The sequence below is a fragment of the Psychrobacillus sp. FSL K6-2365 genome, assembly GCF_038003165.1.
Taxonomy (GTDB): domain Bacteria; phylum Bacillota; class Bacilli; order Bacillales_A; family Planococcaceae; genus Psychrobacillus; species Psychrobacillus psychrodurans.
In genome coordinates this window covers 2,518,347-2,540,574 of record NZ_JBBOOO010000001.1, presented here as the reverse complement: position 1 = coordinate 2,540,574, position 22,228 = coordinate 2,518,347, and the positions used below count along the sequence as shown (strand labels likewise).

Annotated in this window: 23 protein-coding genes and 1 pseudogene; 17 read left to right on the top strand and 7 right to left on the bottom strand. The window is 35.8% G+C overall.

The features are described from left to right. Positions 1 to 2 precede the first annotated feature (2 nt). Positions 3 to 1,121, top strand: coding sequence for a Nif3-like dinuclear metal center hexameric protein (locus MKY29_RS12585; RefSeq protein WP_340879974.1), 1,119 nt, complete (start codon positions 3 to 5; stop codon positions 1,119 to 1,121). A gap of 40 nt (positions 1,122 to 1,161) precedes the next feature. Here the strand turns inward: MKY29_RS12585 and MKY29_RS12580 are convergent, their stop codons facing one another. Together MKY29_RS12580 and vrrA are read right to left on the bottom strand one after the other, a co-directional pair. Further along, positions 1,162 to 2,139, bottom strand: coding sequence for a 4-hydroxy-3-methylbut-2-enyl diphosphate reductase (locus tag MKY29_RS12580; protein ID WP_340879973.1), 978 nt, complete (start codon positions 2,137 to 2,139; stop codon positions 1,162 to 1,164). A gap of 67 nt (positions 2,140 to 2,206) precedes the next feature. Further along, on the bottom strand, positions 2,207 to 2,707 hold the full coding sequence (vrrA, locus tag MKY29_RS12575; protein WP_093496103.1) for a VrrA/YqfQ family protein: 501 nt from the start codon (positions 2,705 to 2,707) through the stop codon (positions 2,207 to 2,209). A 104-nt stretch (positions 2,708 to 2,811) separates the two neighbouring features. Between vrrA and MKY29_RS12570 the strand changes: the two genes are divergently transcribed. Together MKY29_RS12570 and MKY29_RS12565 are read left to right on the top strand one after the other, a co-directional pair. Next, positions 2,812 to 4,110: a DEAD/DEAH box helicase gene (locus MKY29_RS12570; RefSeq protein WP_093496102.1), complete on the top strand. Its 1,299-nt coding sequence runs from the start codon at positions 2,812 to 2,814 to the stop codon at positions 4,108 to 4,110. Between the two features lie 12 nt (positions 4,111 to 4,122). Then, on the top strand, positions 4,123 to 5,007 hold the full coding sequence (locus tag MKY29_RS12565; protein WP_340879972.1) for a deoxyribonuclease IV: 885 nt from the start codon (positions 4,123 to 4,125) through the stop codon (positions 5,005 to 5,007). A 173-nt stretch (positions 5,008 to 5,180) separates the two neighbouring features. On the opposite strand, the gene MKY29_RS12560 is transcribed toward MKY29_RS12565, so the two are convergent. Next, on the bottom strand, positions 5,181 to 5,342 hold the full coding sequence (locus tag MKY29_RS12560; RefSeq protein WP_241600005.1) for a hypothetical protein: 162 nt from the start codon (positions 5,340 to 5,342) through the stop codon (positions 5,181 to 5,183). A 201-nt stretch (positions 5,343 to 5,543) separates the two neighbouring features. Between MKY29_RS12560 and MKY29_RS12555 the strand changes: the two genes are divergently transcribed. The 7 genes and pseudogenes from MKY29_RS12555 to MKY29_RS12525 all read left to right on the top strand — a co-directional run bounded on the left by MKY29_RS12555 (position 5,544) and on the right by MKY29_RS12525 (position 10,347). Next, positions 5,544 to 6,311: a metal ABC transporter ATP-binding protein gene (locus MKY29_RS12555; RefSeq protein WP_090563787.1), complete on the top strand. Its 768-nt coding sequence runs from the start codon at positions 5,544 to 5,546 to the stop codon at positions 6,309 to 6,311. Further along, on the top strand, positions 6,308 to 7,156 hold the full coding sequence (locus tag MKY29_RS12550; RefSeq protein ID WP_090563783.1) for a metal ABC transporter permease: 849 nt from the start codon (positions 6,308 to 6,310) through the stop codon (positions 7,154 to 7,156). The genes MKY29_RS12555 and MKY29_RS12550 overlap by 4 nt, the downstream gene beginning before the upstream one ends. Next, on the top strand, positions 7,153 to 7,563 hold the full coding sequence (locus tag MKY29_RS12545) for a Fur family transcriptional regulator (RefSeq protein WP_090563782.1): 411 nt from the start codon (positions 7,153 to 7,155) through the stop codon (positions 7,561 to 7,563). Before MKY29_RS12550 ends, MKY29_RS12545 begins: the two co-directional genes overlap by 4 nt. A 138-nt stretch (positions 7,564 to 7,701) precedes the next feature. Beyond that, on the top strand, positions 7,702 to 7,905 hold the full coding sequence (locus tag MKY29_RS12540) for a helix-turn-helix transcriptional regulator (protein WP_093496099.1): 204 nt from the start codon (positions 7,702 to 7,704) through the stop codon (positions 7,903 to 7,905). Next, on the top strand, positions 7,905 to 8,291 hold the full coding sequence (locus MKY29_RS12535; protein WP_340879971.1) for a hypothetical protein: 387 nt from the start codon (positions 7,905 to 7,907) through the stop codon (positions 8,289 to 8,291). Before MKY29_RS12540 ends, MKY29_RS12535 begins: the two co-directional genes overlap by 1 nt. A gap of 555 nt (positions 8,292 to 8,846) precedes the next feature. Next, a pseudogene (locus MKY29_RS12530) lies at positions 8,847 to 9,407 on the top strand (sigma-70 family RNA polymerase sigma factor). Continuing rightward, the gene (locus MKY29_RS12525) at positions 9,370 to 10,347 is read left to right on the top strand and encodes a DUF4179 domain-containing protein (RefSeq protein WP_340879968.1); all 978 of its coding nucleotides are present in this window, start codon (positions 9,370 to 9,372) and stop codon (positions 10,345 to 10,347) included. The pseudogene MKY29_RS12530 and the gene MKY29_RS12525 overlap by 38 nt, the downstream one beginning before the upstream one ends. Positions 10,348 to 10,530: 183 nt before the next feature. Here MKY29_RS12525 and MKY29_RS12520 read toward each other — a convergent pair whose 3' ends face one another. From MKY29_RS12520 to MKY29_RS12505, 4 genes are all read right to left on the bottom strand, one after another. After that, on the bottom strand, positions 10,531 to 11,109 hold the full coding sequence (locus tag MKY29_RS12520) for a hypothetical protein (protein ID WP_241600013.1): 579 nt from the start codon (positions 11,107 to 11,109) through the stop codon (positions 10,531 to 10,533). 12 nt (positions 11,110 to 11,121) lie between these two features. Then, positions 11,122 to 12,246, bottom strand: a complete 1,125-nt coding sequence (gene ispG, locus MKY29_RS12515) for a flavodoxin-dependent (E)-4-hydroxy-3-methylbut-2-enyl-diphosphate synthase (RefSeq protein ID WP_090563774.1) — start codon at positions 12,244 to 12,246, stop codon at positions 11,122 to 11,124. A gap of 93 nt (positions 12,247 to 12,339) precedes the next feature. Beyond that, positions 12,340 to 12,660 carry a hypothetical protein gene (locus MKY29_RS12510; RefSeq protein WP_093496097.1) on the bottom strand — a complete coding sequence of 107 codons (321 nt, stop codon included), beginning with the start codon at positions 12,658 to 12,660 and terminating at the stop codon, positions 12,340 to 12,342. 49 nt (positions 12,661 to 12,709) lie between these two features. Beyond that, positions 12,710 to 13,210 (bottom strand): DUF1189 family protein, encoded by a 501-nt coding sequence (locus tag MKY29_RS12505; RefSeq protein ID WP_340879967.1) that lies wholly within the window; start codon positions 13,208 to 13,210, stop codon positions 12,710 to 12,712. 173 nt (positions 13,211 to 13,383) lie between these two features. Here MKY29_RS12505 and MKY29_RS12500 point away from each other — a divergent pair, with 173 nt between their 5' ends. The 7 genes from MKY29_RS12500 to pstA all read left to right on the top strand — a co-directional run bounded on the left by MKY29_RS12500 (position 13,384) and on the right by pstA (position 22,207). Beyond that, a complete protein-coding gene (locus tag MKY29_RS12500; RefSeq protein ID WP_241600015.1) occupies positions 13,384 to 15,015 on the top strand; it encodes a Na/Pi cotransporter family protein in 1,632 nt (543 codons plus the stop codon). Beyond that, positions 15,015 to 15,494 carry a DUF456 domain-containing protein gene (locus MKY29_RS12495; RefSeq protein ID WP_241600046.1) on the top strand — a complete coding sequence of 160 codons (480 nt, stop codon included), beginning with the start codon at positions 15,015 to 15,017 and terminating at the stop codon, positions 15,492 to 15,494. The genes MKY29_RS12500 and MKY29_RS12495 overlap by 1 nt, the downstream gene beginning before the upstream one ends. Positions 15,495 to 15,711: 217 nt before the next feature. Further along, complete coding sequence (locus MKY29_RS12490; RefSeq protein WP_340879966.1) at positions 15,712 to 16,320, top strand: superoxide dismutase; 609 nt, start codon at positions 15,712 to 15,714, stop codon at positions 16,318 to 16,320. 126 nt (positions 16,321 to 16,446) lie between these two features. Further along, a complete protein-coding gene (locus MKY29_RS12485) occupies positions 16,447 to 18,648 on the top strand; it encodes a peptidoglycan D,D-transpeptidase FtsI family protein (protein WP_340879965.1) in 2,202 nt (733 codons plus the stop codon). Between the two features lie 665 nt (positions 18,649 to 19,313). Next, entirely contained in the window at positions 19,314 to 20,294 is a 981-nt protein-coding gene (locus MKY29_RS12480) for a PstS family phosphate ABC transporter substrate-binding protein (protein WP_241600018.1), read from the top strand. 64 nt (positions 20,295 to 20,358) lie between these two features. Continuing rightward, on the top strand, positions 20,359 to 21,327 hold the full coding sequence (gene pstC / locus MKY29_RS12475) for a phosphate ABC transporter permease subunit PstC (protein ID WP_420877839.1): 969 nt from the start codon (positions 20,359 to 20,361) through the stop codon (positions 21,325 to 21,327). A gap of 1 nt (position 21,328) precedes the next feature. Then, positions 21,329 to 22,207: a phosphate ABC transporter permease PstA gene (gene pstA, locus MKY29_RS12470; RefSeq protein ID WP_241600019.1), complete on the top strand. Its 879-nt coding sequence runs from the start codon at positions 21,329 to 21,331 to the stop codon at positions 22,205 to 22,207. Positions 22,208 to 22,228 lie beyond the last annotated feature (21 nt).

Sequence of the window (22,228 nt, the reverse complement as noted above, 5' to 3'; positions counted from 1 at the left end):
CGATGAAGGAAACAAATGGACAACATCTTATTTCCCTTTTCGAACAATGGGCACCAAAATCTTTGGCAGTCGATGGAGATACAGTAGGCTTACAAATTGGTACTCTCAATAAAACTATTACAAAAGTTTTGGTTACCTTAGACGTGAATCTCGATACAGTAGAAGAAGCGATTAAAAATGGCTGCGAGCTTATTATTGCTCATCATCCTCCTATTTATAGAGGAATGAAAAATATGCGTACAGATTTACCTCAAGGAATTTTAATCGAGAAATTGATAAAAAATGATATTGCCGTATATGCTGCACATACGAATTTAGATATCGCCACAGGTGGAGTTAATGATTTACTAGCTAATGCTTTGCAGTTAGAAAATATAGAAATCCTTGAGCAAACTTACTCAGAACAACTGATGAAGTTAGCAGTTTTTACACCAAAAGAGTCTACAAATGTGGTAAGAACTGCATTAGATATTGCTGGTGCAGGCCAAATTGGAGAATATCATTCATGTAGCTTTACATCAGCGGGGGAAGGAAGGTTTAAACCTTCAGACTTAGCAAACCCCTATATTGGACAAGCGAATGAATTAGAAGTAGTAGAAGAGGATAAAATCGAAGTAGTTTTTCCAGTTTCTATGAAAAATAAAGTGTTAAAAGCATTGTTAACAAATCATCCATATGAAGAGCCCGCATATGATTTAATATTGTTGGAATCAGAAGTAAATAAAAAAGGCCTCGGAAGAATAGGGAAGTTGCCTGAAAAACTAACATTATCTGCATATGCTCAAATAGTAAAAAAGCAGTTAAATGTACCTTTCGTTAGAGTTGTAGGGGATTTAACGCAAGAAGTTCAGAAAGTTGCTGTACTTGGTGGAGACGGTAACAAATATATACAATCAGCAAAAAGTGCTGGAGCAGATGTATTTATAACAGGCGATTTGTACTTCCATGTTGCGCAAGATGCAGAGGCTATTGGATTATCGGTTATTGATCCAGGGCATCATGTAGAACAAATCATGAAGCACGGAGTTGCGGAGTATATGACAGAGGTTTGCATTCAGAACAATCTCTTAGTTGAATTCATTTCCTCAAAAATTTCAACTGATCCCTTTCAATTAATTTAATAGGAAGTATATAAAAAAGCTGCCCATTTGAGCAGCTTTTTTATTTAACTGTATAAGGTTCAATCCGGTTTACCGGTTTTGGTATTTTGATTTTAGGAAGAATCTTTTCTGGTACTGTTTTTTTCGAAATATCGTGAGTTGTAGGATCGTTTGGATCGTACTTTTCTAAAAAGTGAATAACTTCTTTTACGATAGGAGTAGGTGTGGAGGCACCTGCAGTTACAGCTACATGTGAAATATTATTCAACCATTCCAATTTTAAATCAGAGATGTCTCCAATTCTATAAGAAGGCGTCCCAGCGATTTCCTCTGAAACTTGTGTCAGTCTATTAGAATTATTACTCATCGGATCGCCTACTACTATTAAAAGTTCTGCTTCTCCAGCCTGTTCAGCTACTGCTTCTTGACGAACTTGAGTAGCCAAGCAAATTTCTTTATGAACTTCAATGTGAGGGAATTTCTCTTCTAATTTTTTCATTAAATCCACAACATCCCACTGAGACATTGTTGTTTGGTTGGTAACAAGAAGTTTTTCAACCGAGATTGTTAAATTTTCAACATCCTCTAATGTTTGAACTAGATGAACTTTGTCAGGAGCTACCCCAATTGCACCTTCTGGCTCAGGATGTCCTTTTTTGCCGATATAAATTATATCATAGCCTTCAGCTGTTTTTTCTCTAATAAGGTCATGAGTAACTGTAACATCTGGACATGTTGCATCTATTGAAACAAGCCCTTTTTTACGAGCTAACTCTTTTACCTCTGGAGAAACGCCGTGAGCAGTGAAAATTACTGTACCTGTTTCAACTTTCGATAATATATCTAAACGATTTTCACCGTCTAAAGTAATTATTCCGTCCATTTCAAATGCATCAGTTACATGTTTATTATGGACTATCATTCCTAAAATATATATAGGCCTTGGAAGAGAGGTGTCTAGTGCAGCATTACGAGCAATAACCATTGCATCTACTACACCGTAACAGTATCCTCTAGGCGAAATTTTTTGTACAATCATTTTACGTAACTCCCTTCAATACGAGCATACTCATATTATAACGGAGCACATGGATGATTACAAAATTTTAAATTGGAGGCTGAAATATTCTAGGTATCGAGGCTCCGTTAGTTACAGATGTTGCAGTACTAGCTGCTCTTGCGGCAGACGAGGCAGCAGAAGCAGTTACATTACCTGCAGCAGCGGCAGTTGTAGCAGCTGGGACGGATTGAAAACCACGGTATAGTTTTAACAAAGCTGGAACATTTTGTATCATAGGAGCAAATTGTCTAACCATAGGCGTAAGCTGCTGAGCTGTATTTAAGAATTTGTCTGCTGTTTGTAAATAACTCATTGTTTTGGTCATTGGTTGACCTTGTTGAATGCCTCCTGTGGGAGCTGATTGAAACTGATTAAAAAAATTAGTAGCCGGTCCTGCAGGGGGAGGTGGTGGAGAAGCCTGTTCTCCTCCAAAAAAGCCAAAGGGATTATTATTCGGAACATTTTGGGGGTTAGGGCTAGGATTGGACATGCCAAAAAAATCATTTCCCCGATTTTGAGCAAATGGATAAAAAGATTGGTAGCGCATTTTTTCATCTCCTTTCGAACAACAAAGACTATTCTATTCTATGCAAATTATACGTTTTATGTACAATCGTGGTACAATAAAGAAATGTGAGGGAGTGACGTAGGATGTCCAAATATACAGATTATAGTTTTCAGCCTTTTTTACTAGACGCAATAGAAAAATTAGGCTTCCAAGAACCAACGCCAATTCAAAGAGAAATGATTCCACTTGTTTTAAAGGGGAAAAGTGCGATTGGCCAAGCACATACTGGAACAGGAAAAACACATAGTTTTTTGATCCCAATTGTTGAAAAAATAGATGCTAGTAAAATAGAAGTACAAGCAGTTATTACATCACCAACAAGAGAGCTTGCAACACAAATTTATAATGAGTTGAACAAGCTAGTAGAAGGAACAGAAATCCAAACAAAATTATTTATTGGTGGAACGGACAAAGCCCGTTCAATCGAAAAACTTAAAACACAACCACAAATTGTTGTTGGAACACCAGGTAGACTACGTGATCTTACAGTAGAGCAAGCATTACTTGTTCATACCTCTAATGTTTTAGTTGTTGATGAAGCTGACTTAGCTTTCGATCTAGGTTTTATCAATGAGATCGATCAGTTTGCATCTCGCATGCCTGAGAAACTAGAAATGTTTGTATTTTCTGCTACAATTCCAGAGAAATTACAACCTTTCTTAAAAAAATATATGGATTCACCTGTTCATATTAAAATAGGCGAGAAACGTCGAGTAGCAGAGGGTATTGAATTTATTGTAACTCCAGTTCGAAGCAAATCTAGGAAGAAACGTTTACTTGATGTAATGGAAGGTATTAATCCATACCTAGCAATTATATTTGCAAATACGAAACAACATGCAGATGAAGTAGCTAACTATTTACAAGGAAATGGTGTAAAAGTTGGTATAGTTCATGGGGATATTTCGCCACGTGACCGTAAACGAGTGATGAAACAAATACATGACCTAGAATTTCAGTATATTGTAGCAACAGACTTAGCTGCACGCGGAATTGATATTCCTGGTGTCAGCCATGTTATTAACTATGAACTTCCAGACGATTTAGAGTTTTTCGTTCATCGTGTAGGAAGAACAGCACGTGCTGGAATGACAGGCATTGCAATTTCATTATATGAACCATCGGACGAAGATGCGCTAGTACGTCTTGAAAAAATGGGTATTCCTCTGGAGCATAAAGATGTGATTGATGGAGAATGGTCAGAGCTTAAGGAGCGCCACGCACGAAAAAACCGTACAAAAAATGAAAATGAGATAGATGCAAAAGCTAAGTCCCTAGTACGTAAGCCTAAAAAAGTTAAACCTGGCTACAAGCGTAATATGAAATGGGAAATGGATAAAGTAAAGAAAAGAGAGAGACGTATTAAAAACCGTAAGAAATAAGGAGCTGCTGTCATGTTATTAGGTTCACATGTTTCTATGAGTGGAAAAGAAATGCTGCTGGGTTCAAGTAAGGAAGCTGCATCATATGGTGCAAATACCTTTATGATTTACACTGGTGCTCCACAAAATACTAGAAGAAAACCAATTGAAGAATTGAATATTGAAGCTGGTATTGCACATATGAAAGAAAATGGGATATCCAATATAGTTGTACATGCTCCTTATATTATCAATTTAGGAAATACGACAAAACCGGAGACTTTCGCCCTTGGTGTAGAGTTTCTACAAAAAGAAATAGAACGAACTGCAAATATTGGTGCGACTCAAATTGTCTTGCATCCAGGAGCCCATGTGGGAGCTGGAGCAGATGCTGGTATTGCTAGAATTATTGAAGGTTTAAATGAAGTACTAGCAACCGACTTCCCAGTTCAAATAGCTTTAGAGACTATGGCAGGAAAAGGGTCAGAATGTGGTCGCTCTTTTGATGAGCTTGCACAGATCATAAACGGAGTTGTGAACAATCATCGATTATCCATTTGCATGGACACATGTCATATTCATGATGCTGGTTATAATATTGTAGACGATTTTGATGGAGTCCTAAATGAGTTTGATAAAATAATTGGTATTGATCGTTTAAAAGTAATTCACATTAATGATAGTAAAAATGTATGTGGAGCAGCAAAAGATAGACATGAAAATATTGGTTTTGGTGAAATTGGATTTGAAACATTACAATACATCGTTCACCATCCTCAATTGATGGAGCTTCCAAAAATTTTAGAAACACCATTTGTTGGTGTAGACGCTAAATCGAAGGAAGCCCCATATAAGTATGAGATTGAAATGCTTCGAAACAAACAGTTTAATCCAGAAGCTATCGATGCGTTACGCTAAGAAAAATGTAAGTGTAAGCGTATATGTAAGCCCGGACAAGTGCCGGAAGTATTTCACGTGTAAAGGTATTCTTTGCCTTTGCTGAAATACCGAAGCGACTCATAGGGCTAGGCGCTTAACCTAAACAAATATATACTTTGTTATTAGCAGAAACTGAAAGGTATTATCTTCTTTTAACCAAAGGAAGATGGTGCCTTTTCTTTTATTTCTTTATAAAGATCCATAGCACGTTGTTCCCCAAGTATTTGTATCAATTTTTGTTGAATAGCGAGTGGTACCCCGAAAACAACCCAGGAAAGTGAAATTTCTTTTAATAGTGGATGCACACTTTTCAATTCTTTATCTGATATTTGAATATCAAAACCTTTTACAATTGTTTTAAATTCCTTTACTGTACATGTTTGAAGCTGCTGAATAAATTTATGGATATCCAGAAAAACATCCTTTCAAGCAATTTTATTTACACATGGCGCGTTTTGGATTATACTTTAACTTTGTAAATCGTAATCATTCTTAATTAGAATCGAGGAATTATAATGGGAACCCCATTGATCAACCTACATAATATTTCGTATCAATACGAACAAACCAAAGCTTTAACAGATATAAATTTAACCATAGCAGAAGGTGACTTTTTAGCTATTATTGGACCAAATGGTTCTGGCAAATCTACATTATTAAAAATAATCCTAGGGCTTTTAAAACCGACAAAAGGGGAAGTACTTCTTTTTGGGAAACCAGTAACTCAGTTTAAAGATAAAGAACGCATTGGTTATGTTTCACAAAAGTCAAATTCGTTTAATACTGGTTTTCCTGCTACTGTAACTGAGGTTGTAAGAAGCGGTTTAGTTAAGAAAACTGGATTATTTCACCGATACCCAGCAAACGTAGATAAACTAGTAAAGCAAGCATTAAAATCAGTAGGTATGGACGAATTCTCTATGAAGAATATAGGTGACCTTTCTGGAGGGCAACAACAGCGTGTATTTATCGCCAGAGCATTAATTAGTAATCCCAATATATTGATACTAGACGAGCCAACAGTAGGAGTAGATAGCAAAAATGTAAAATCTTTTTATAATATGTTAAGCCATTTAAATCGGGAACATAATATTACGATTGTTTTAGTTACACATGACGTTGATGCAGTATCAAAGAGTATTAGCCACGTGGCTTGTTTGAATCAGCGCATTCATTTTCATGGCTTTAAAAATGATATGGATCAGATGAGTGACGAACAATTGGAAGCGTGGTATGGACATGCAGTACGTAAAGTCGATCACCAAAGTGAGGTGAAATCATGATTGAGTCTATTTTTCAGTATGAGTTTTTACAAAATGCCTTTGCCTCGGGCTTAATCATCGGTTTCATTGCTCCACTATTAGGTGTATTTATCGTCGTGCGAAGGCTTTCGTTAATAGCAGATGCATTGAGCCATGTTACGTTAGCAGGTATCGCTGGTAGCCTATATTTAAGTCAATCTATTGGGGCACTTGCTTTATTAAACCCATTATATTTGGGGATTGTAGCATCTGTAACTGGTTCATTGTTTATTGAGAGATTAAGAAGATTGTATAAACACTATGAAGAGCTTGCTATCCCAATTATCATGTCAGCTGGTCTTGGATTTGGTGCGATTTTTATCTCATTAGCAGAGGGATTTAGTTCTGATCTATTTAGTTATTTATTTGGTTCTGTATCTGCAGTAAGTCGTCAGGATCTTTGGATAATTATTGGTATTGCTTTGATTGTGGTAATATTTTTAAGTTTATTTTTTAAAGAACTATTTGTTCTTTCTTTTGACGAAGAATATGCCAAAGCATCGGGTCTTCCCGCTAAATGGATTCATGTTTTGTTTATGATTGTGACCGCATTAGTTATTGCAGGATCCATGCGAATTGTTGGTATCCTACTTGTATCGTCACTTATGACATTGCCGGTAGCTGCAGCTATGCGTATATCCAAAAGCTTTAAACAAGCGATTTTGCTATCTGTAATATTCGGCGAGTTGTCTGTTGTTATCGGTCTTGTTAGTGCATTCTATTTAGATTTAGCACCAGGTGGAACAATTGTTGTTACATCGATTATTATTTTACTTCTAACTATTTTATCGAAAAAGATAGGAAGCAAGGGAGCTGTTTCAGGGTGAACATAGAAAAAGCATGGGACATTCTAAAAAATAAAGGTTTCAAAAAAACAGATAAACGTGAACAAATTCTAAGTATTTTTTCAGAGACTGAAAAATATATAACTGCCAAAGACATTCTTAATGTGATGAAAAAAGAACATCCTGGGATGAGCTATGATACGATTTATAGAAATTTAAGTACATTTGTGGATCTGGGGATTTTGGAAGAGACTGAGTTAACTGGAGAAAAACATTTTAGAATGCAGTGTGAGGCTGATCATCATCATCACCATTTTATCTGCATGTCCTGTGGCAATATTAAAGAAATTCCGTTTTGCCCTATGGAAGTGCTTCAAAATGCAATACCTGGCTATGAGATTGAAAATCACAAGTTTGAAATCTACGGCAATTGTCCTTCATGTCATTAATAAAAGTAGTGTGAACCATCATATGGTTTGCACTATTTTTTTGTATATAAAAAATGTGTAAAACATATTTGACATTTTTAGTGGTATTTTTTATAATATAAATGTCAAACATATTTGACATGATGTGAGGTGTTTTCGGTGGAAAATATAATAAAAAGAGCACGTAAGGATAAAAAAGTTTCCCAAGATGAGTTAGCAAAACTGTGTGGAGTTTCGAGACAGACGATTAATGCAATAGAAAATAACAAGTATGATCCGAGTCTAGTTTTAGCCTTTCAGCTGGCGAAAAATTTAAGTTTAACTGTCGATGAATTATTTACTTTTAACGGAGGGGATAAATAATGAGTAAAAAAGAGGTTGTAAGTCTTATTCTAATGTTAATTGTTACTTTATATTTTGGTGCTACTTTAATTAGTTACGTTGTAATGCGGAATGTTGAATTTGGGGTTACAGAGATTTTATTAATTATCGTCATAGTTGTTGGATGGGCACAGTTTTTTACTTGGCATGCACGAAAAGATGTTAGAAAGGACGAATTAGGCAAAAAAATAGTTCGGGAAAGTGCCTATCTAAGTCATCAAATTGTATTTGGTTCTTTACTTTTATTGTGGATAATTGACTTCTTTTTTATAAATAAAGGGCAAAATTTTGCTTTGTTTATTGCGCTGGCTATTTCATATATTACGTTTCCTATAGTGCAATTTGTACAAGTAAAAAAGTATCTATGAATTTTTATAAACAAGAAAAATATGCCGATAACAAATTAACTACCAACTACAAATTACCTCAAGACGAATTAATTTCATAAGAGTGTATTAAATAGTGGAATTCGCACAATATTGATTTCTGCGCCAGGCGGACGCGTTCCGCTTAGCGAGGATTTAATCTTCTCGTCCCTACGTGCCTACAGGTCTTTCAACTCGCATTGTTCCCGAATCGTTCCCTTCTGCTTCAATCAACGAAATCTCCTTATAGAAAAACGAATGGAATTCCTCGATTGCTTTATTCTCTTTTTGAAAAGTGATAACCCTTGTTATTTCAATTTGATTCTAAATAATTTCTGACGAACAAAGACATTTTTAAGCTTTTTATTAAAGACGCAAGAAATGAATCTTTTTATGAGCAAATTTCAAAATTAACACTTTCTACAACACCATTACTAATAGATAAGAACATTTAATGAAAGAATCCATTGAATTTATAAGTTCTTGGATTAAGAAATAAAGTTGAAACGAAATTTGCCGGTCGTTTATCTAACAGATAGTAAAGAAGGAGGGACGATAGTGGAGGAGAAATTGAAGTTAATAGTCAGAGCTAAAAGAGGGGATGCAATTGCTTTTCAACAATTGATCCATTTAGAGAAAGAAAAACTATATAAAATGGCTTATGTTTATATGCGGAATGAGGACGAGGCTTTGGAGGTTTTCCAGGAAACCGTTTATCTCGCTTTTAAATCAATCACAAAGCTGAAAAATGATCTGTATTTTTCGACATGGATTATTAGGATTCTAATTAATACATCAATTTCAACCCTGCGAAAGAAGAAGCGATTCGTATTGATAAACGAAGAGATGTGGGACAATATGCCTGGTAAAGAAATGGTGGAAACTGACGTCCAAATAGATTTAATGAATGCTTTAAACGAGATGGATGAGAAATATAAGACTGTCTTGTTACTAAGATATTATCAGGATTATACAATTTAGCAGATTGCAGTAATCTTGGGCTGCCCAGAAGGCACTGTTAAGACGAATATTAGAAGGGGAATTACTGTACTCAAAGAAAAAATGAAGGGGGTATACAAGGATGACAGACAAAATTCCATCATTCAAGGAAGAGTTTGATTTGATACATGTTCCAACAGAGAAGTTAGATGAAATCATTACTAAAATTGGCACAGAGAAGAAGTTAAAGAGAAAAAGAACTGTTTGGAGTAAAGCAGTTCTTGGTGTTGGAGCAGCAGTATTTGCTTGTGGAATTCTAATCGGATCCGCATCTGTATCACCTACAATGGCTCAAGTAGTCTCCTCTATACCAGTAATTGGTCAAATATATAAAAACTTAGGAGATATCGGATTGAAAAATGTTTCGGAAGCAGGCTTGAGTGAGTTTTCCGGGGAATCTAAAACAATCAACGGGATTACAGTAACGCTCGGGGAAATCTATTACGATGATGCACGGGTAACAGCCAGCTTTTCCATCAATTCTGAAAAACCGATAACGTCTGATTATTTTAACATTCATCATAATTATAAAGGTGGAATGCCGTTATCGAATTATGGACTTACAACGGATGAAACTTCACCGACAAATTTGACAGGCATTTTAAAAATTAATTATTATAGTTTTAACCCTGACACTCTTGAATTAGGCATGACTTTCGAAGGTAAGCAAGGGGAGTTATTTGAGTTTAGGAAGGAAATAGTAAAAGCACAGTATGAAAATAAGATTGATATTGCAAAATTTCAACAAATAGATAACTTGAATTACAAGATAAATGATATTAAGTGGGGCACTCCTGGCTTTCTCATTTCGTATGATGCCCAGTATAAGGAAGAAAATTATGGAAGAGAGGTTAACCTTGAATTTGAGGTGGTCGACTCTTCGAAAAAACGGTTAAAGGAGATTAGTTGGAAGTACGGTAAACAATTATTTGAACCGCTCGAAAATGATGTGACTGAATTGACAATCACTCCTTATGCTAAATTCGATATTCAAAGGGGAGATGGTCATTTAGAATGGAAGGAACATAAGTTAGAGCCCTTTAAAATAAAGATTCCATAGTATGCTGGACAGTCAGCTTAGGCTGTGTCGTTAGGCCACGCTTTTGGAAAGAGTCCAACTGTAGCAGAAATAACAAGTATTATTCTTTTATTAAAGTCCAATGAACTCAATGTTCATTGGACTTTTTTGTATACATGTACATGTCTATTAAAAAAAGCTAACCTTAAAAGGTTAGCTTTTAATTTATTTTATGGACATTGAAAATTCCTTTTCAATCCAGTTATTTGCTTCAATCCAATTATTTACTCGGATAACGCGTGAAGGGACTGGCAACTGATTATACGGGGTATTAAATAATATCACTGGAATATCAAGTTCCTCACTAATTTCAACCGCATTGTCATGTTTGTCTTCAAAAAAAGCGTGAACACCATGTCTACGAGCAGTTTCGATTTTGTTATGTGTGCCTATTAACTCTATGTGATCGTATAACAGTTCTTGCTGCTTGAACCAATCTAACGTAACATCCATCACGTTATCTCCACGAGCTGAAATGAAATACAGTTCGTATTTTTCTTTCCAAGCAGATAATACTGCATGTGCATCAGGTTGAATAGGGGATGTAGCATAAATGATAGGCTCCGCTTTCTTAAACCATTCATAGAAATCCTTTTCACTTACCGGAAACGCCTTCGTTAAATCGTATTCTTTAATATCTTCTAACTGTAAATTACATTTAAATGCTTCGTTAATATGAGGAAGCAAAGAAGTAGGGGAGGTTACCGTCCCGTCTATATCGATACCAAATCGTATATTCGTCAATTGCACCAGTCCTTACGCTTGTTGTTTTTCTTGATCCTGCTGTTTTTCTAGTTCTTTTTGAGCAAAATATTCTGCTGCAATTTTATCTATTTCTACTTTAAGTTCTTCGACCATTGTTTCCTCAGGAACTTTACGAACCGTTTTACCTTTCATGAATAACAAACCTTCGCCACGTGCTCCTGCGATTCCTATATCAGCCTCTCGAGCTTCACCAGGACCATTTACAGCACAGCCAAGTACTGCCACTTTAATAGGAGCTTTAATATGTGAAATATACTCTTCTACTTCATTTGCAATTGTTATTAAGTCAATTTCAATACGTCCACATGTAGGACAAGAGATTAATGTAGCTGCATTAGAAGATAGACCGAAAACTTTTAATAGTTCTCGAGCAACTTTAATCTCTTCAACTGGGTCAGCACTTAAAGACACACGCATTGTGTTACCGATTCCCATACTTAAAAGTGTCCCTAAACCAGCGGCACTTTTGATAGAACCTGAGAACAGTGTACCGGATTCGGTAATCCCTAAGTGAAGAGGGTAGTCAAATGCCTCTGACGCTTTACGGTAAGCCTCAACAGCTAGTGTAACATCCGATGCTTTCATAGATACGATGATGTCATGAAAGTCTAAATCTTCTAGTATTTTAATATGATGCAACGCACTTTCAACCATTCCATCTGCAGTCGGGTAACCATATTTTTCTAGAATTTTTCTTTCTAGAGAACCAGCATTAACCCCAATTCGGATTGGAATACCTTTTGCTTTAGCTGCATTTACAACAGCTTCCACTTTTTCTTTACGACCGATATTACCCGGATTAATACGTATTTTATCGGCACCTTGCTCTATTGCAATAAGCGCTAACTTATAGTCAAAGTGTATATCTACTACTAATGGGATATTAATACGTTTTTTTATTTCTCCTATAGAATAAGCTGCGCGTTCATCAGGGCACGCGACACGTACGATTTGACAACCTGCTTCTTCTAATCGTAGGATCTCAGCAACTGTTGCCTCTACGTCATGTGTTTTTGTTGTTGTCATACTTTGTATAAATAGTTCATTGCTACCACCTATTGTTAAGTCTCCAACTCGTACTGGACGAGTTTTAGAACGATGAATTATTCCGCTCATGAAATTCTCTCCTTCTTGAGGCATATGCCATCACTATCCTACATTTTATCAGTCTTATGAATGAAATGACAAGAAAGAAAGCTCTTCTTTACATTATTTACATTCTTCAGACAGTGTATAAACTGGTAATAATACATTTTCTCCTACTTTGAAGGACTGATTAATAAAATGTGGATTTAGATTATAAAAGTCAGTGAGTCTTTCTGTATAAGTGATAGACTCAGCAGAAGGATATAGAGAGAATAGTGAATGTAGTGTATCTCCCGCCATAACTTCTACTGTAATGTAATCTAGTTTTTTTTCACATTCAATTTGCTGGGAAGAGTAGGCAAGTGGTATGGTTCCTTCGATTAAATCTACTTTTACGATATAAAAAGAGATAAGTAATAGAATTGTTGCTACGAATATTTTCATATAAAAACCCCCTTAACCTACTCTATGCAGGATAAAGGGGTGCTATGTATTATCTTTTGATTGGATAGTATTTAGTTGCTAAAACAATAATTACGAAACTCAAGATGTAGATTACAGCTTGAATATAATTATTTGAAAACTGCAATATAGCAACAATAATAGATAGTAACATTGGAATCGTGCTTGCAAATAGAGCAGTCCTCCAAATATGACGATATTCACCTTTTCTTTTACTAATAAGAAGGAAGAAACTTCCTATGTATGCAAAAATACTAATCCGAACAAATATAAACAAAGTATTCAATACAAATAAGAACAAAAAGGAGAATGGGTATAAAAGCCATTGGATCTGAGAAAAGTACTCCAGTAAACCCTCCATAGATTCTTGTTGACTAGAAATCCCGTTGACAAAATAAATAAAAGAAATAATGGACATAATAAATATGTAAGTAAATATATATTGCATCACTTTACCAATCGGAATAAGCCTAAATGCTGCCATTTTTTTAGGACTATGTAAACTAGATTTAAATAATTGAAATAAACTCAAATGGTGTCACCCTCTCATCTGTATTCTATCATCAAAGGAACTGGGAAAACAGAAGGAGATTTTACTTTGTTAAGAAATTGTAAAGAATGTCCGAATCTATTTACAATGACTTCATAATTAATGAATAATAGAAGTGTATGTGAAAATTGTCGAAAACGGGAGTTGAGTATAGAGTGGAATTAAATTGGCAGGAAATGCTCTTTCAATTTTTTGGTGGACTGGGTATTTTCTTATTCGCCATCAAATTTATGGGTGATGGACTTCAAAAAGCAGCAGGAGATAGACTTCGTGACATATTAGATAAGTACACGACCAATCCTTTTATGGGTGTTTTAGTCGGTATTATCGTTACAGTCCTTATTCAATCTAGTTCAGGTACGACGGTTATAACAGTTGGATTAGTTAGTGCAGGATTTATGAAGCTTAGACAAGCAATTGGCGTAATTATGGGTGCCAATATCGGAACAACTATCACTGCTTTTATCATTGGTATTGATGTTGGTGCATATGCATTACCGATTATGGCAATTGGAGCATTTCTTTTGTTCTTCTTTAAGAAAAACAAAGTTCAAAATTTAGGAGAAGTAATATTTGGTTTTGGAGGATTATTCCTGGGGCTCGAGCTAATGAGTGGTGGGATGAAGCCGCTAAGAGAAATGACTGCTTTTACTGACTTTACGCTTAGTATGAGTGATAGTCCTATTCTTGGAGTAATTGCTGGAACAATTTTCACATTAATCGTTCAAAGTTCAAGTGCAACTGTTGCAATACTGCAAGGACTTTATGCGGAAAACCTACTTTCCCTCCATGGTTCTCTTCCAGTTCTATTTGGAGATAATATCGGTACTACTATTACTGCAATACTTGCTTCTTTAGGAGCTTCAGTTGCAGCTAAACGTGCAGCAGCTACTCATGTATTGTTTAACGTAATTGGTTCCATCGTATTTTTGATACTATTAACACCTTTTACGATGTATATCGAATGGATTTCTGGTGTACTTGATTTGGAGAGTAAAATGCAAATTGCATTTGCTCACGGTTCATTTAATGTAGCGAACACAATTATTCAATTCCCACTTATTGGAGCATGGGCATATCTGGTAACTAAACTTATCCCTGGGGAAGATGTGTCGATCGAGTATAAACCAAAACATTTAGATGTTCACTTTATTGAGCAATCACCATCTATTGCAATTGGACAAGCTAAAGAGGAAATATTGCGAATGGGTGCATTAAGTGTTCAAGGACTAGAAACGACTTACTCCTATTTAAAAACGAATAACAAAAAAGAAGCAGATTTAGGCTATCAAATAGAAGATGCTTTAAATAATTTAGACCATAAGATTACAGATTACCTAGTAAAAATCTCTTCTCAATCTTTGTCTGCTCAAGACTCTGCAAGACATAATATTTTAATGGATACAGTACGGGATGTAGAAAGAATTGGGGATCATTTTGAAAATATAATTGAATTAATCGAGTATAGAGAAGTGAATCGTTTAATTCTTACAGAAGATGCTTTAAAAGATGTTTCGGAGATGTTTGAGCTTACAATAACAACAGTTTCGAAAGCATTAGAAGCATTAGATACGAACAATGTCGAATTAGCGCAAAACGTGTCTGAACAAGAAAATGTGATTGATAAAATGGAACGTCAGTTTAGAAAAAATCATATACTTCGCGTGAATGAAGGACGATGCTCGGGACAAGCTGGAATAATGTTCGTAGATATTTTAAGTAACTTAGAACGTATTGGTGATCACGCATCAAATATAGCGGAAGCAGTTTTAGGTAAAAGAATATGATAGAAACTATTGGTTGGATATTAATCGTCTTATGTTTCATCGTTGCCTTTGTTGGAACGTTTTATCCAATCATCCCATCAGTAGTGTTTATGCTCTTAGGGTATGTGATTTATGGATTATTTTTCTCCTTTACAGAGTTAACCTTACTATTTTGGGTAATCCAAATTCTATTTGTTATTCTATTGTTTAGTGCAGATATGGCGGCAAATGCATTTGGTGTGAAAAAGTTCGGCGGTACTAAAGCAGGGATGTGGGGAAGTACAATTGGTTTGCTTTTTGGTCCCTTTGTTATTCCGGTAGCGGGTATTCTAATAGGACCTTTTATTGGGGCTGTAATTGCGGAATTATTCGTTACACGTCATGGTTTAAAACAAGCAATTAAGTCAGGTGTAGGATCTTTAATAGGATTTTTAACATCATCTGTAGTAAAAGTGATAGTTTTAGTTATTATGCTCATTGTGTTTGTTTTCTTCGTATAAAATGAAACTCAATCAGTGGGGCGTTGATCTAAACCATCTGCTCAATTCTTGAGCAAAGTGTTAATGTGGAGTCATTATTGCCCGTTGGTGCGGGATAAATTCAGTCAAAAGTATGATAATAAATATTTTAGTCGATTTTAATTGAACGATTGTTCATAGTTTGATACGCTAATACATGGAAAGAATTTTCTAAAATATTCTTTAGGAGGAAACAATAATGGCATACGAATTACCAGAATTACCTTATGCTTATGATGCACTAGAACCACATATCGACAAAGAAACGATGAATATTCATCACACTAAACACCACAATACTTACGTGACAAACGTAAATAATGCGCTTGCAGATTATTCTGATTTACAAGGCAAATCAGTGGAAGAGTTAATCGCTAATTTAGATGCTGTTCCTGAAGCAATCCGTACGGCAGTTCGCAACAATGGTGGCGGACATGCTAACCACTCACTATTTTGGCAAATCTTATCACCAAACGGTGGCGGAAATCCAACAGGTGAACTAGCTACTGCAATCGATGCTAAATTCGGTAGCTTTGATGCATTCAAAGAAGAGTTTGCTAAAGCAGCTACAACTCGCTTTGGTTCAGGTTGGGCTTGGTTATCAGTAGCTAATGGAGAAATAGAAGTTTCTTCTACAGCAAATCAAGATTCACCAATTATGGAAGGTAAAACTCCATTATTAGGTTTAGATGTTTGGGAACATGCTTACTACCTAAACTATCAAAACCGTCGTCCAGACTACATCGGTTCATTCTGGAATGTAGTAAACTGGGATGAAGTATCAAAACGTTTCGCTGCTTCAAAATAATTATTTTGGTTTAGCAGTATATTTTGTATAATAATTGAAACTTAGCACACACTTTTTCGTCTAAAAGTGTGTGCTTTTTATGTTACACTGTATATAAGTAAATTATTTAATAAAGAAGGTGATCTCATGCGAAAAATTCCAAATAAACGTGCACAAAGTATGAAGGCTAAACAACGAGCAAATATTACTTTTCGTATGAACATATTGTTTTTCTCGATTTTTGTACTTTTTACAATGCTAATTCTTCGTTTAGGCTATTTACAAATAGTAAAGGGAGAAGAATATACAAGTTATTTAGCCCGTAAAGAAGAAGTTCCTGTAAATACTAGTGTACCGAGGGGGCGAATTTTCGATAGCGAAGGTCGAATAATGGTCGATAATCTTCCTCAACGAGCTATAACATATACAAAAATGCAAACAACGAAATCTAAAGAGATGTATGAAATTGCGGAAGAGTTAAGTCTTTTAATAGAAAAGGAACCAGACGACATCACCAAGAGTGATTTGCAGGATTTCTGGTTAAAAAAGTATCCCGAAGAAGCACTTGAATTAGTAACAGATAAAGAGCGTAAAGCAATAGAAGCAGATGAAGACTTAGAAAAAAAGGATAGAAGTAGAGCAATTGACCGCTTGACTAGAGACAGAATAACAGAGGAACAATTGAACTCCTTTACACAAGAAGAACTAGAAGTTATAGCGATTTATCGAGTAATGGCCTCTGGGTATGCATTATCTCCTCAAATTATTAAAGGAGATGATGTGAAAGAGGAAGTTACAGTTGAAGAATTTGCACGAGTCTCTGAAAGACTAGGTGAATTAGAAGGTGTAAATACTACAACTGATTGGAGAAGAATAAAAACTTCTTCACTAGCGATATTAGGCTCAACAACATTACCAAAAGTAGGTATTCCAAAAGATCGATTAGATTATTTTCTTTCTCGGGACTATTCTCGTAATGATCGTGTAGGTACAAGTTATATTGAACAACAGTATGAGGAAGTACTACAGGGTCAAAAGAGTGTCGTCAAAAATATAACGGATGGAAAAGGAAGAGTTTTCGATATTCAGACAGTTTATGAAGGAGAACCTGGCAAAGATTTAGTGTTAACAATGGATAGTGAAATTCAATTAGCACAAGAAGAAATTCTTGCAGAAGAACTACTTAAATATAGTAAAAGCTATGGTGGAAAATATTTAGAACACGCTTATTTTATTATGATGGATCCCTATTCGGGTGAAGTACTTTCATTAGTAGGTAAACGGGTTGGAAAAAATGAAGATACAGGGGCAAAAGAAATACAAGACTACGCATTTGGTGCATTTACGAATGCATATGAAGTTGGATCCACTGTGAAACCAGCTACAATACTTACTGGTTATCGCGAGGGAGTCTTACAAATCGGAACCTCCCTTGTGGATGAACCAATCCGTATAAAGGATTCGAAGCCTAAAAGCTCTGTATTTAACCGATCCGGAAGTATACGGATGACTGATTTACAAGCACTAGAGCGTTCTTCCAACGTGTATATGTTTAAAACAGCTTATGGTATTGCAGGCAGTACTTATCGAGCAAATCAGTCTATTAACTTTGGTACAGATGCCTTTCTTAAAATGAGAAGTGGTTATGCTCAACTTGGACTCGGTACTTTAACAGGAATTGATCTGCCGGGGGAAGTAAATGGGAGCACGGGTGGATTTGAAGATGGTAAGCTACTTGACCTAAGTATTGGACAGTTTGATACGTACACTACATTGCAACTTGCTCAGTTCGCTAGTACTCTTGCAAATGGGGGCAGTAGAATTCAACCTCATGTAGTTAAGGAAATTAGGGAGCCTTCTGGGGATGGTATCCAACTAGGGAAAGTTGTAAAAGAAATGACTCCTACTATATTAAACACTGTAGATAATTCACGTGAAGAAATCGAACGTGTTCGTCAAGGGATGAAACTTGTGTATTTTGGTAGTAAAGGAACGGCTAGAAGCGCATTTGGAAACGCTCCATTCACTGGGGGAGGAAAAACTGGTACTGCTCAAGCTAGCCACTTCGATGCAGATTTATGGCAAACATTTAATACTGTTAACTTAACGCATATCGGATTTATACCTTATGATAATCCGGAAATAGCGTACGCGCTTGTTATTCCAGATGCTTCATTGGAATCAACATACAAAACTAATTTTTCTACTCCAATAGCAAAAAGACTTGTCGATAAATATTTTGAGATTAAGCAAAAAAATAATGCAACATCTGTAAGTGATTCTACTTCATCCTCACTTATTAAACCGGCATTCACAAATGCTAAAATAGATGAAGAAGAAACAGAATAATTACGTTGGTAATAGAGTACAAAAGGGAAGTGAGTCGATCACTTCTCTTTTTTATTTGTTGAAAAGCTAACTCAGCCAAGAAATCCCTCTATACTTGCAGGGGTTTTTAAGTGCAGTGGTATTCTACTTCAATCAAAAAAGTGAGCAGATAAATTTATCGAATTCGCTATAACGAAACGATGATTAAGAATAGCATTAATACAGGTTCTAGTTAATATAAATTATGGATTACCATGCTTTGGAAAGTGTTTTCCCCCTCAGCTACAATCACAAGGATATGCCGCTGAGCACATCCTTGTAGAATCCCCCCTCATCGGGTAGGTATATTTATACTGAAAGCTATTTATTTGCTGCGCCATGTCGTTTACTTGCCCTAAGTGCAACTCACTTAGTAAATGGTGATATTTCAACCAATTTCATACGAAGCATACAGAAGCGCACATTCTTGAGGACAGGATTTCTATTATATGGATACTTTGAGCTTCTTGATTAGATACTTTTTTCTGTATAAATAGTTTTAACTGCATAAACTTCACTAATATTTCCGACCGCGCTCCGATTCTATTTACAAAAGCTTTACACTCCATTCATACCGACTAAACATAAACCCTTTAAAGTAAAGCTTGTAAGACAAAGAAAACAAAACATATAGGGGGATTTACCTGATGAAAAGCTGGAAGTATTTTATGATGACAACAATGGTTGGTTCTGCACTTGCACTAGGAGCTTGTGGAGATGATTCAACTACAGACGAAGTTGAAAACGAAACTGGTACAGAAGAAGCTGCAACAGGTGATACTCAAGATGAAGAGGCAGTTTTAGAAGGACAAGTATCTGGTGACGGTTCAAGTACAGTAGCACCAATTATGGAAGCTCTTGTTGAAGAATATGCAGCAGTACAAAATAAAGTTCAAGTAACTGTAGGTGTATCTGGAACTGGTGGAGGATTTGAAAAATTCATCGCTGGTACAACTGATTTCTCAAATGCATCTCGTCCTATTAAAGATGAAGAGAAAGCAGAATTAGAAGCAGCGGGAATTGATTTTACAGAATTTAAACTTGCAAACGATGGTTTAACAGTAGTAGTAAGTAAAGATAATGACTGGGTTGAAGATGTAACAGTAGAAGATTTAAAGAAAATGTGGATTGAAGATGGAACGACAAAAAAATGGTCTGATATCAATCCAGATTGGCCAGCAGAAGAAATTGTCTTCTACTCTCCTGGTACAGATTCCGGAACTTATGACTATTTTGACGAAGTAATTCTTGATGAAGCAGATCTTGTGAAATCTGCAACGCTATCTGAGGATGATAATGTATTAGTTCAAGGTGTCCAAGCGGACAAAAATGCAATTGGTTTCTTCGGTTACGCTTACTACTTAGCAAACCAAGATACTTTAAAAGCAGTTAAAATTGGCGGGGTTGAGCCAAATAACGAAACAATTGAATCGGGTGAATATACACCACTTTCACGTCCACTATTCACTTACGTTAGTAACAAAGCACTTGCAGAAAATGCTGCATTATATGACTTCATTCAATATTCTTTAGAAAATGCAGGAGATATGGCTGAAGCAGTAGGGTACGTTCGTTTAGAAGATGCAGAGTATGATAAGGGTCTATCTACTCTAGAAGGCTTAAAATAAGTTGCTATATAGGTAAACGGAAAAGGTGAGGAATGGGTAGCTCATGCTACTCATTTCTTGCGTTATGGTAAAAGGGGGATTCACCGTGGGTCAAAAACATAGTGCCCAAAAGCTTTCAGTACAAGAGCTTATCCAGAAATCTAGTGGCAAAAAAAAGAAGAAATTAATAGAAAAGATGATTCCGATTATCCTTTTATTGATAGCTTCTGTCTCTGTCCTAACGACATTTGGGATTGTTGGAACATTGATTGTTGAAACGGTTATATTTTTTAAAGAAGTAAAAGTTACAGAATTTATATTCGGTACAGAATGGTTTCCTTTTGCAAATACAGAACAATTATTTGGAATCCTCCCATTAATAACAGGGACATTAAAGGTTACAGCTATTGCCGTCGTAGTTGCTGTTCCATTTGGAATTGCATCAGCAATTTTCTTGAGCGAGTATGCTTCTGATAAATCAAGAAGGATTATTAAACCGATTTTAGAAGTGCTAGCGGGAGTTCCTACTATTGTATATGGCTTCTTTGCACTAACATTTGTTACGCCTTTACTTCAACAGTTTATACCGGATTTAAAAATCTTTAATGCTCTAAGTCCTGGGATTGTTGTAGGTGTTATGATTTTACCGATGATTGCATCATTATCTGAAGATGCAATGTCATCTGTACCTAATTCAATACGCGAAGGTGCTTTAGCAATGGGTTCTACTAAATTAGAAGTCGCATTGAAGGTAGTTTTACCAGCAGCACTTTCTGGAATTATGGCATCTATCGTATTAGCAGTTTCTCGTGCAATTGGTGAAACTATGATTGTTTCTCTAGCAGGTGGATCTACACCAAAGTTCGATTTTAATGTTACAGAATCTATTCAAACAATGACTGCGTATATCGTTCAAGTTTCATCAGGTGATGCAGGTTACGGAACAACTATATATTATTCTATTTATGCGGTCGGATTTACGTTATTCCTCTTTACATTGTTAATGAACTATCTTGCTCATGTTATTTCCAAAAAGTATCGGGAGGAATATTGATATGAGATATGTAAATCATGAAGCGGTTGTAAAGAAAATGAACAAACGATTAATTGTAAACCGCATTTTCAAAACTATATTTTTTGCTGCAACTTTATTTGCTTTATTGGTTTTAGGAGTACTTTTCTACCGTATTATCTCTCAGGGAGTTGGTTACTTAACACCTGAATTCTTCCAAAACTTCGGGTCACGTATGCCGGAAAAAGCAGGTATTAAAGCAGCGTTAATTGGTTCGATATGGTTGATGTGTGTAGTTGCACCAGTATCCATTATTCTAGGTGTTGGGACAGCTATTTATCTTGAAGAATATGCAACAAAAAATAAATTAAATGATTTTATACGAATGAATATTTCCAACCTAGCTGGTGTTCCATCTGTAGTGTTTGGTTTATTGGGTTTAACGATTTTTGTTCGGGCTTTGGCGCTAGGGAATAGTATTTTAGCAGCAGGTTTTACAATGAGTTTGTTAATATTACCAGTCATTATTGTGGGGGCACAGGAGGCAATAAGAGCAGTTCCACAAGATGTTCGTGAGGCTTCTTATGGGATGGGAGCAACAAAATGGCAAACTATTATTAATATTGTATTGCCTTCAGCTATACCAGGTATTTTAACTGGAGCAATATTGGCACTTTCTCGTGCAGTTGGGGAGACGGCACCTTTAGTAGTAATTGGTATTCCGGTAATTGTACACTTTCTGCCGGATAATTTACTTAGTCAGTTTACAGCCCTCCCGATGCAAATTTATGATTGGGCAAAAAGGCCGCAAGAGGCATTCCAATACGTTTCTTCAGCGGGAATCCTTGTTCTTATGATTTTCTTGCTCATTATGAACTCTATCGCTATCTTTATCCGAAATAAATTCCAAAAACGCTATTAAACATGATGAATATTAGGAGGA

Bases quoted from the DNA above. Each gene is read 5' to 3' on its own strand.
- MKY29_RS12585 (WP_340879974.1), top strand. From the start codon at position 3: ATGAAGGAAACAAATGGACAACATCTTATTTCCCTTTTCGAACAATGG.
- MKY29_RS12580 (WP_340879973.1), bottom strand. From the start codon at position 2,139: ATGATTGTACAAAAAATTTCGCCTAGAGGATACTGTTACGGTGTAGTA.
- vrrA (WP_093496103.1), bottom strand. From the start codon at position 2,707: ATGCGCTACCAATCTTTTTATCCATTTGCTCAAAATCGGGGAAATGAT.
- MKY29_RS12570 (WP_093496102.1), top strand. From the start codon at position 2,812: ATGTCCAAATATACAGATTATAGTTTTCAGCCTTTTTTACTAGACGCA.
- MKY29_RS12565 (WP_340879972.1), top strand. From the start codon at position 4,123: ATGTTATTAGGTTCACATGTTTCTATGAGTGGAAAAGAAATGCTGCTG.
- MKY29_RS12555 (WP_090563787.1), top strand. From the start codon at position 5,544: ATGGGAACCCCATTGATCAACCTACATAATATTTCGTATCAATACGAA.
- MKY29_RS12550 (WP_090563783.1), top strand. From the start codon at position 6,308: ATGATTGAGTCTATTTTTCAGTATGAGTTTTTACAAAATGCCTTTGCC.
- MKY29_RS12535 (WP_340879971.1), top strand. From the start codon at position 7,905: ATGAGTAAAAAAGAGGTTGTAAGTCTTATTCTAATGTTAATTGTTACT.
- MKY29_RS12525 (WP_340879968.1), top strand. From the start codon at position 9,370: ATGACAGACAAAATTCCATCATTCAAGGAAGAGTTTGATTTGATACAT.
- ispG (WP_090563774.1), bottom strand. From the start codon at position 12,246: ATGAGCGGAATAATTCATCGTTCTAAAACTCGTCCAGTACGAGTTGGA.
- MKY29_RS12510 (WP_093496097.1), bottom strand. From the start codon at position 12,660: ATGAAAATATTCGTAGCAACAATTCTATTACTTATCTCTTTTTATATC.
- MKY29_RS12490 (WP_340879966.1), top strand. From the start codon at position 15,712: ATGGCATACGAATTACCAGAATTACCTTATGCTTATGATGCACTAGAA.
- MKY29_RS12485 (WP_340879965.1), top strand. From the start codon at position 16,447: ATGCGAAAAATTCCAAATAAACGTGCACAAAGTATGAAGGCTAAACAA.
- MKY29_RS12480 (WP_241600018.1), top strand. From the start codon at position 19,314: ATGAAAAGCTGGAAGTATTTTATGATGACAACAATGGTTGGTTCTGCA.
- pstC (WP_420877839.1), top strand. From the start codon at position 20,359: ATGGTAAAAGGGGGATTCACCGTGGGTCAAAAACATAGTGCCCAAAAG.
- pstA (WP_241600019.1), top strand. From the start codon at position 21,329: ATGAGATATGTAAATCATGAAGCGGTTGTAAAGAAAATGAACAAACGA.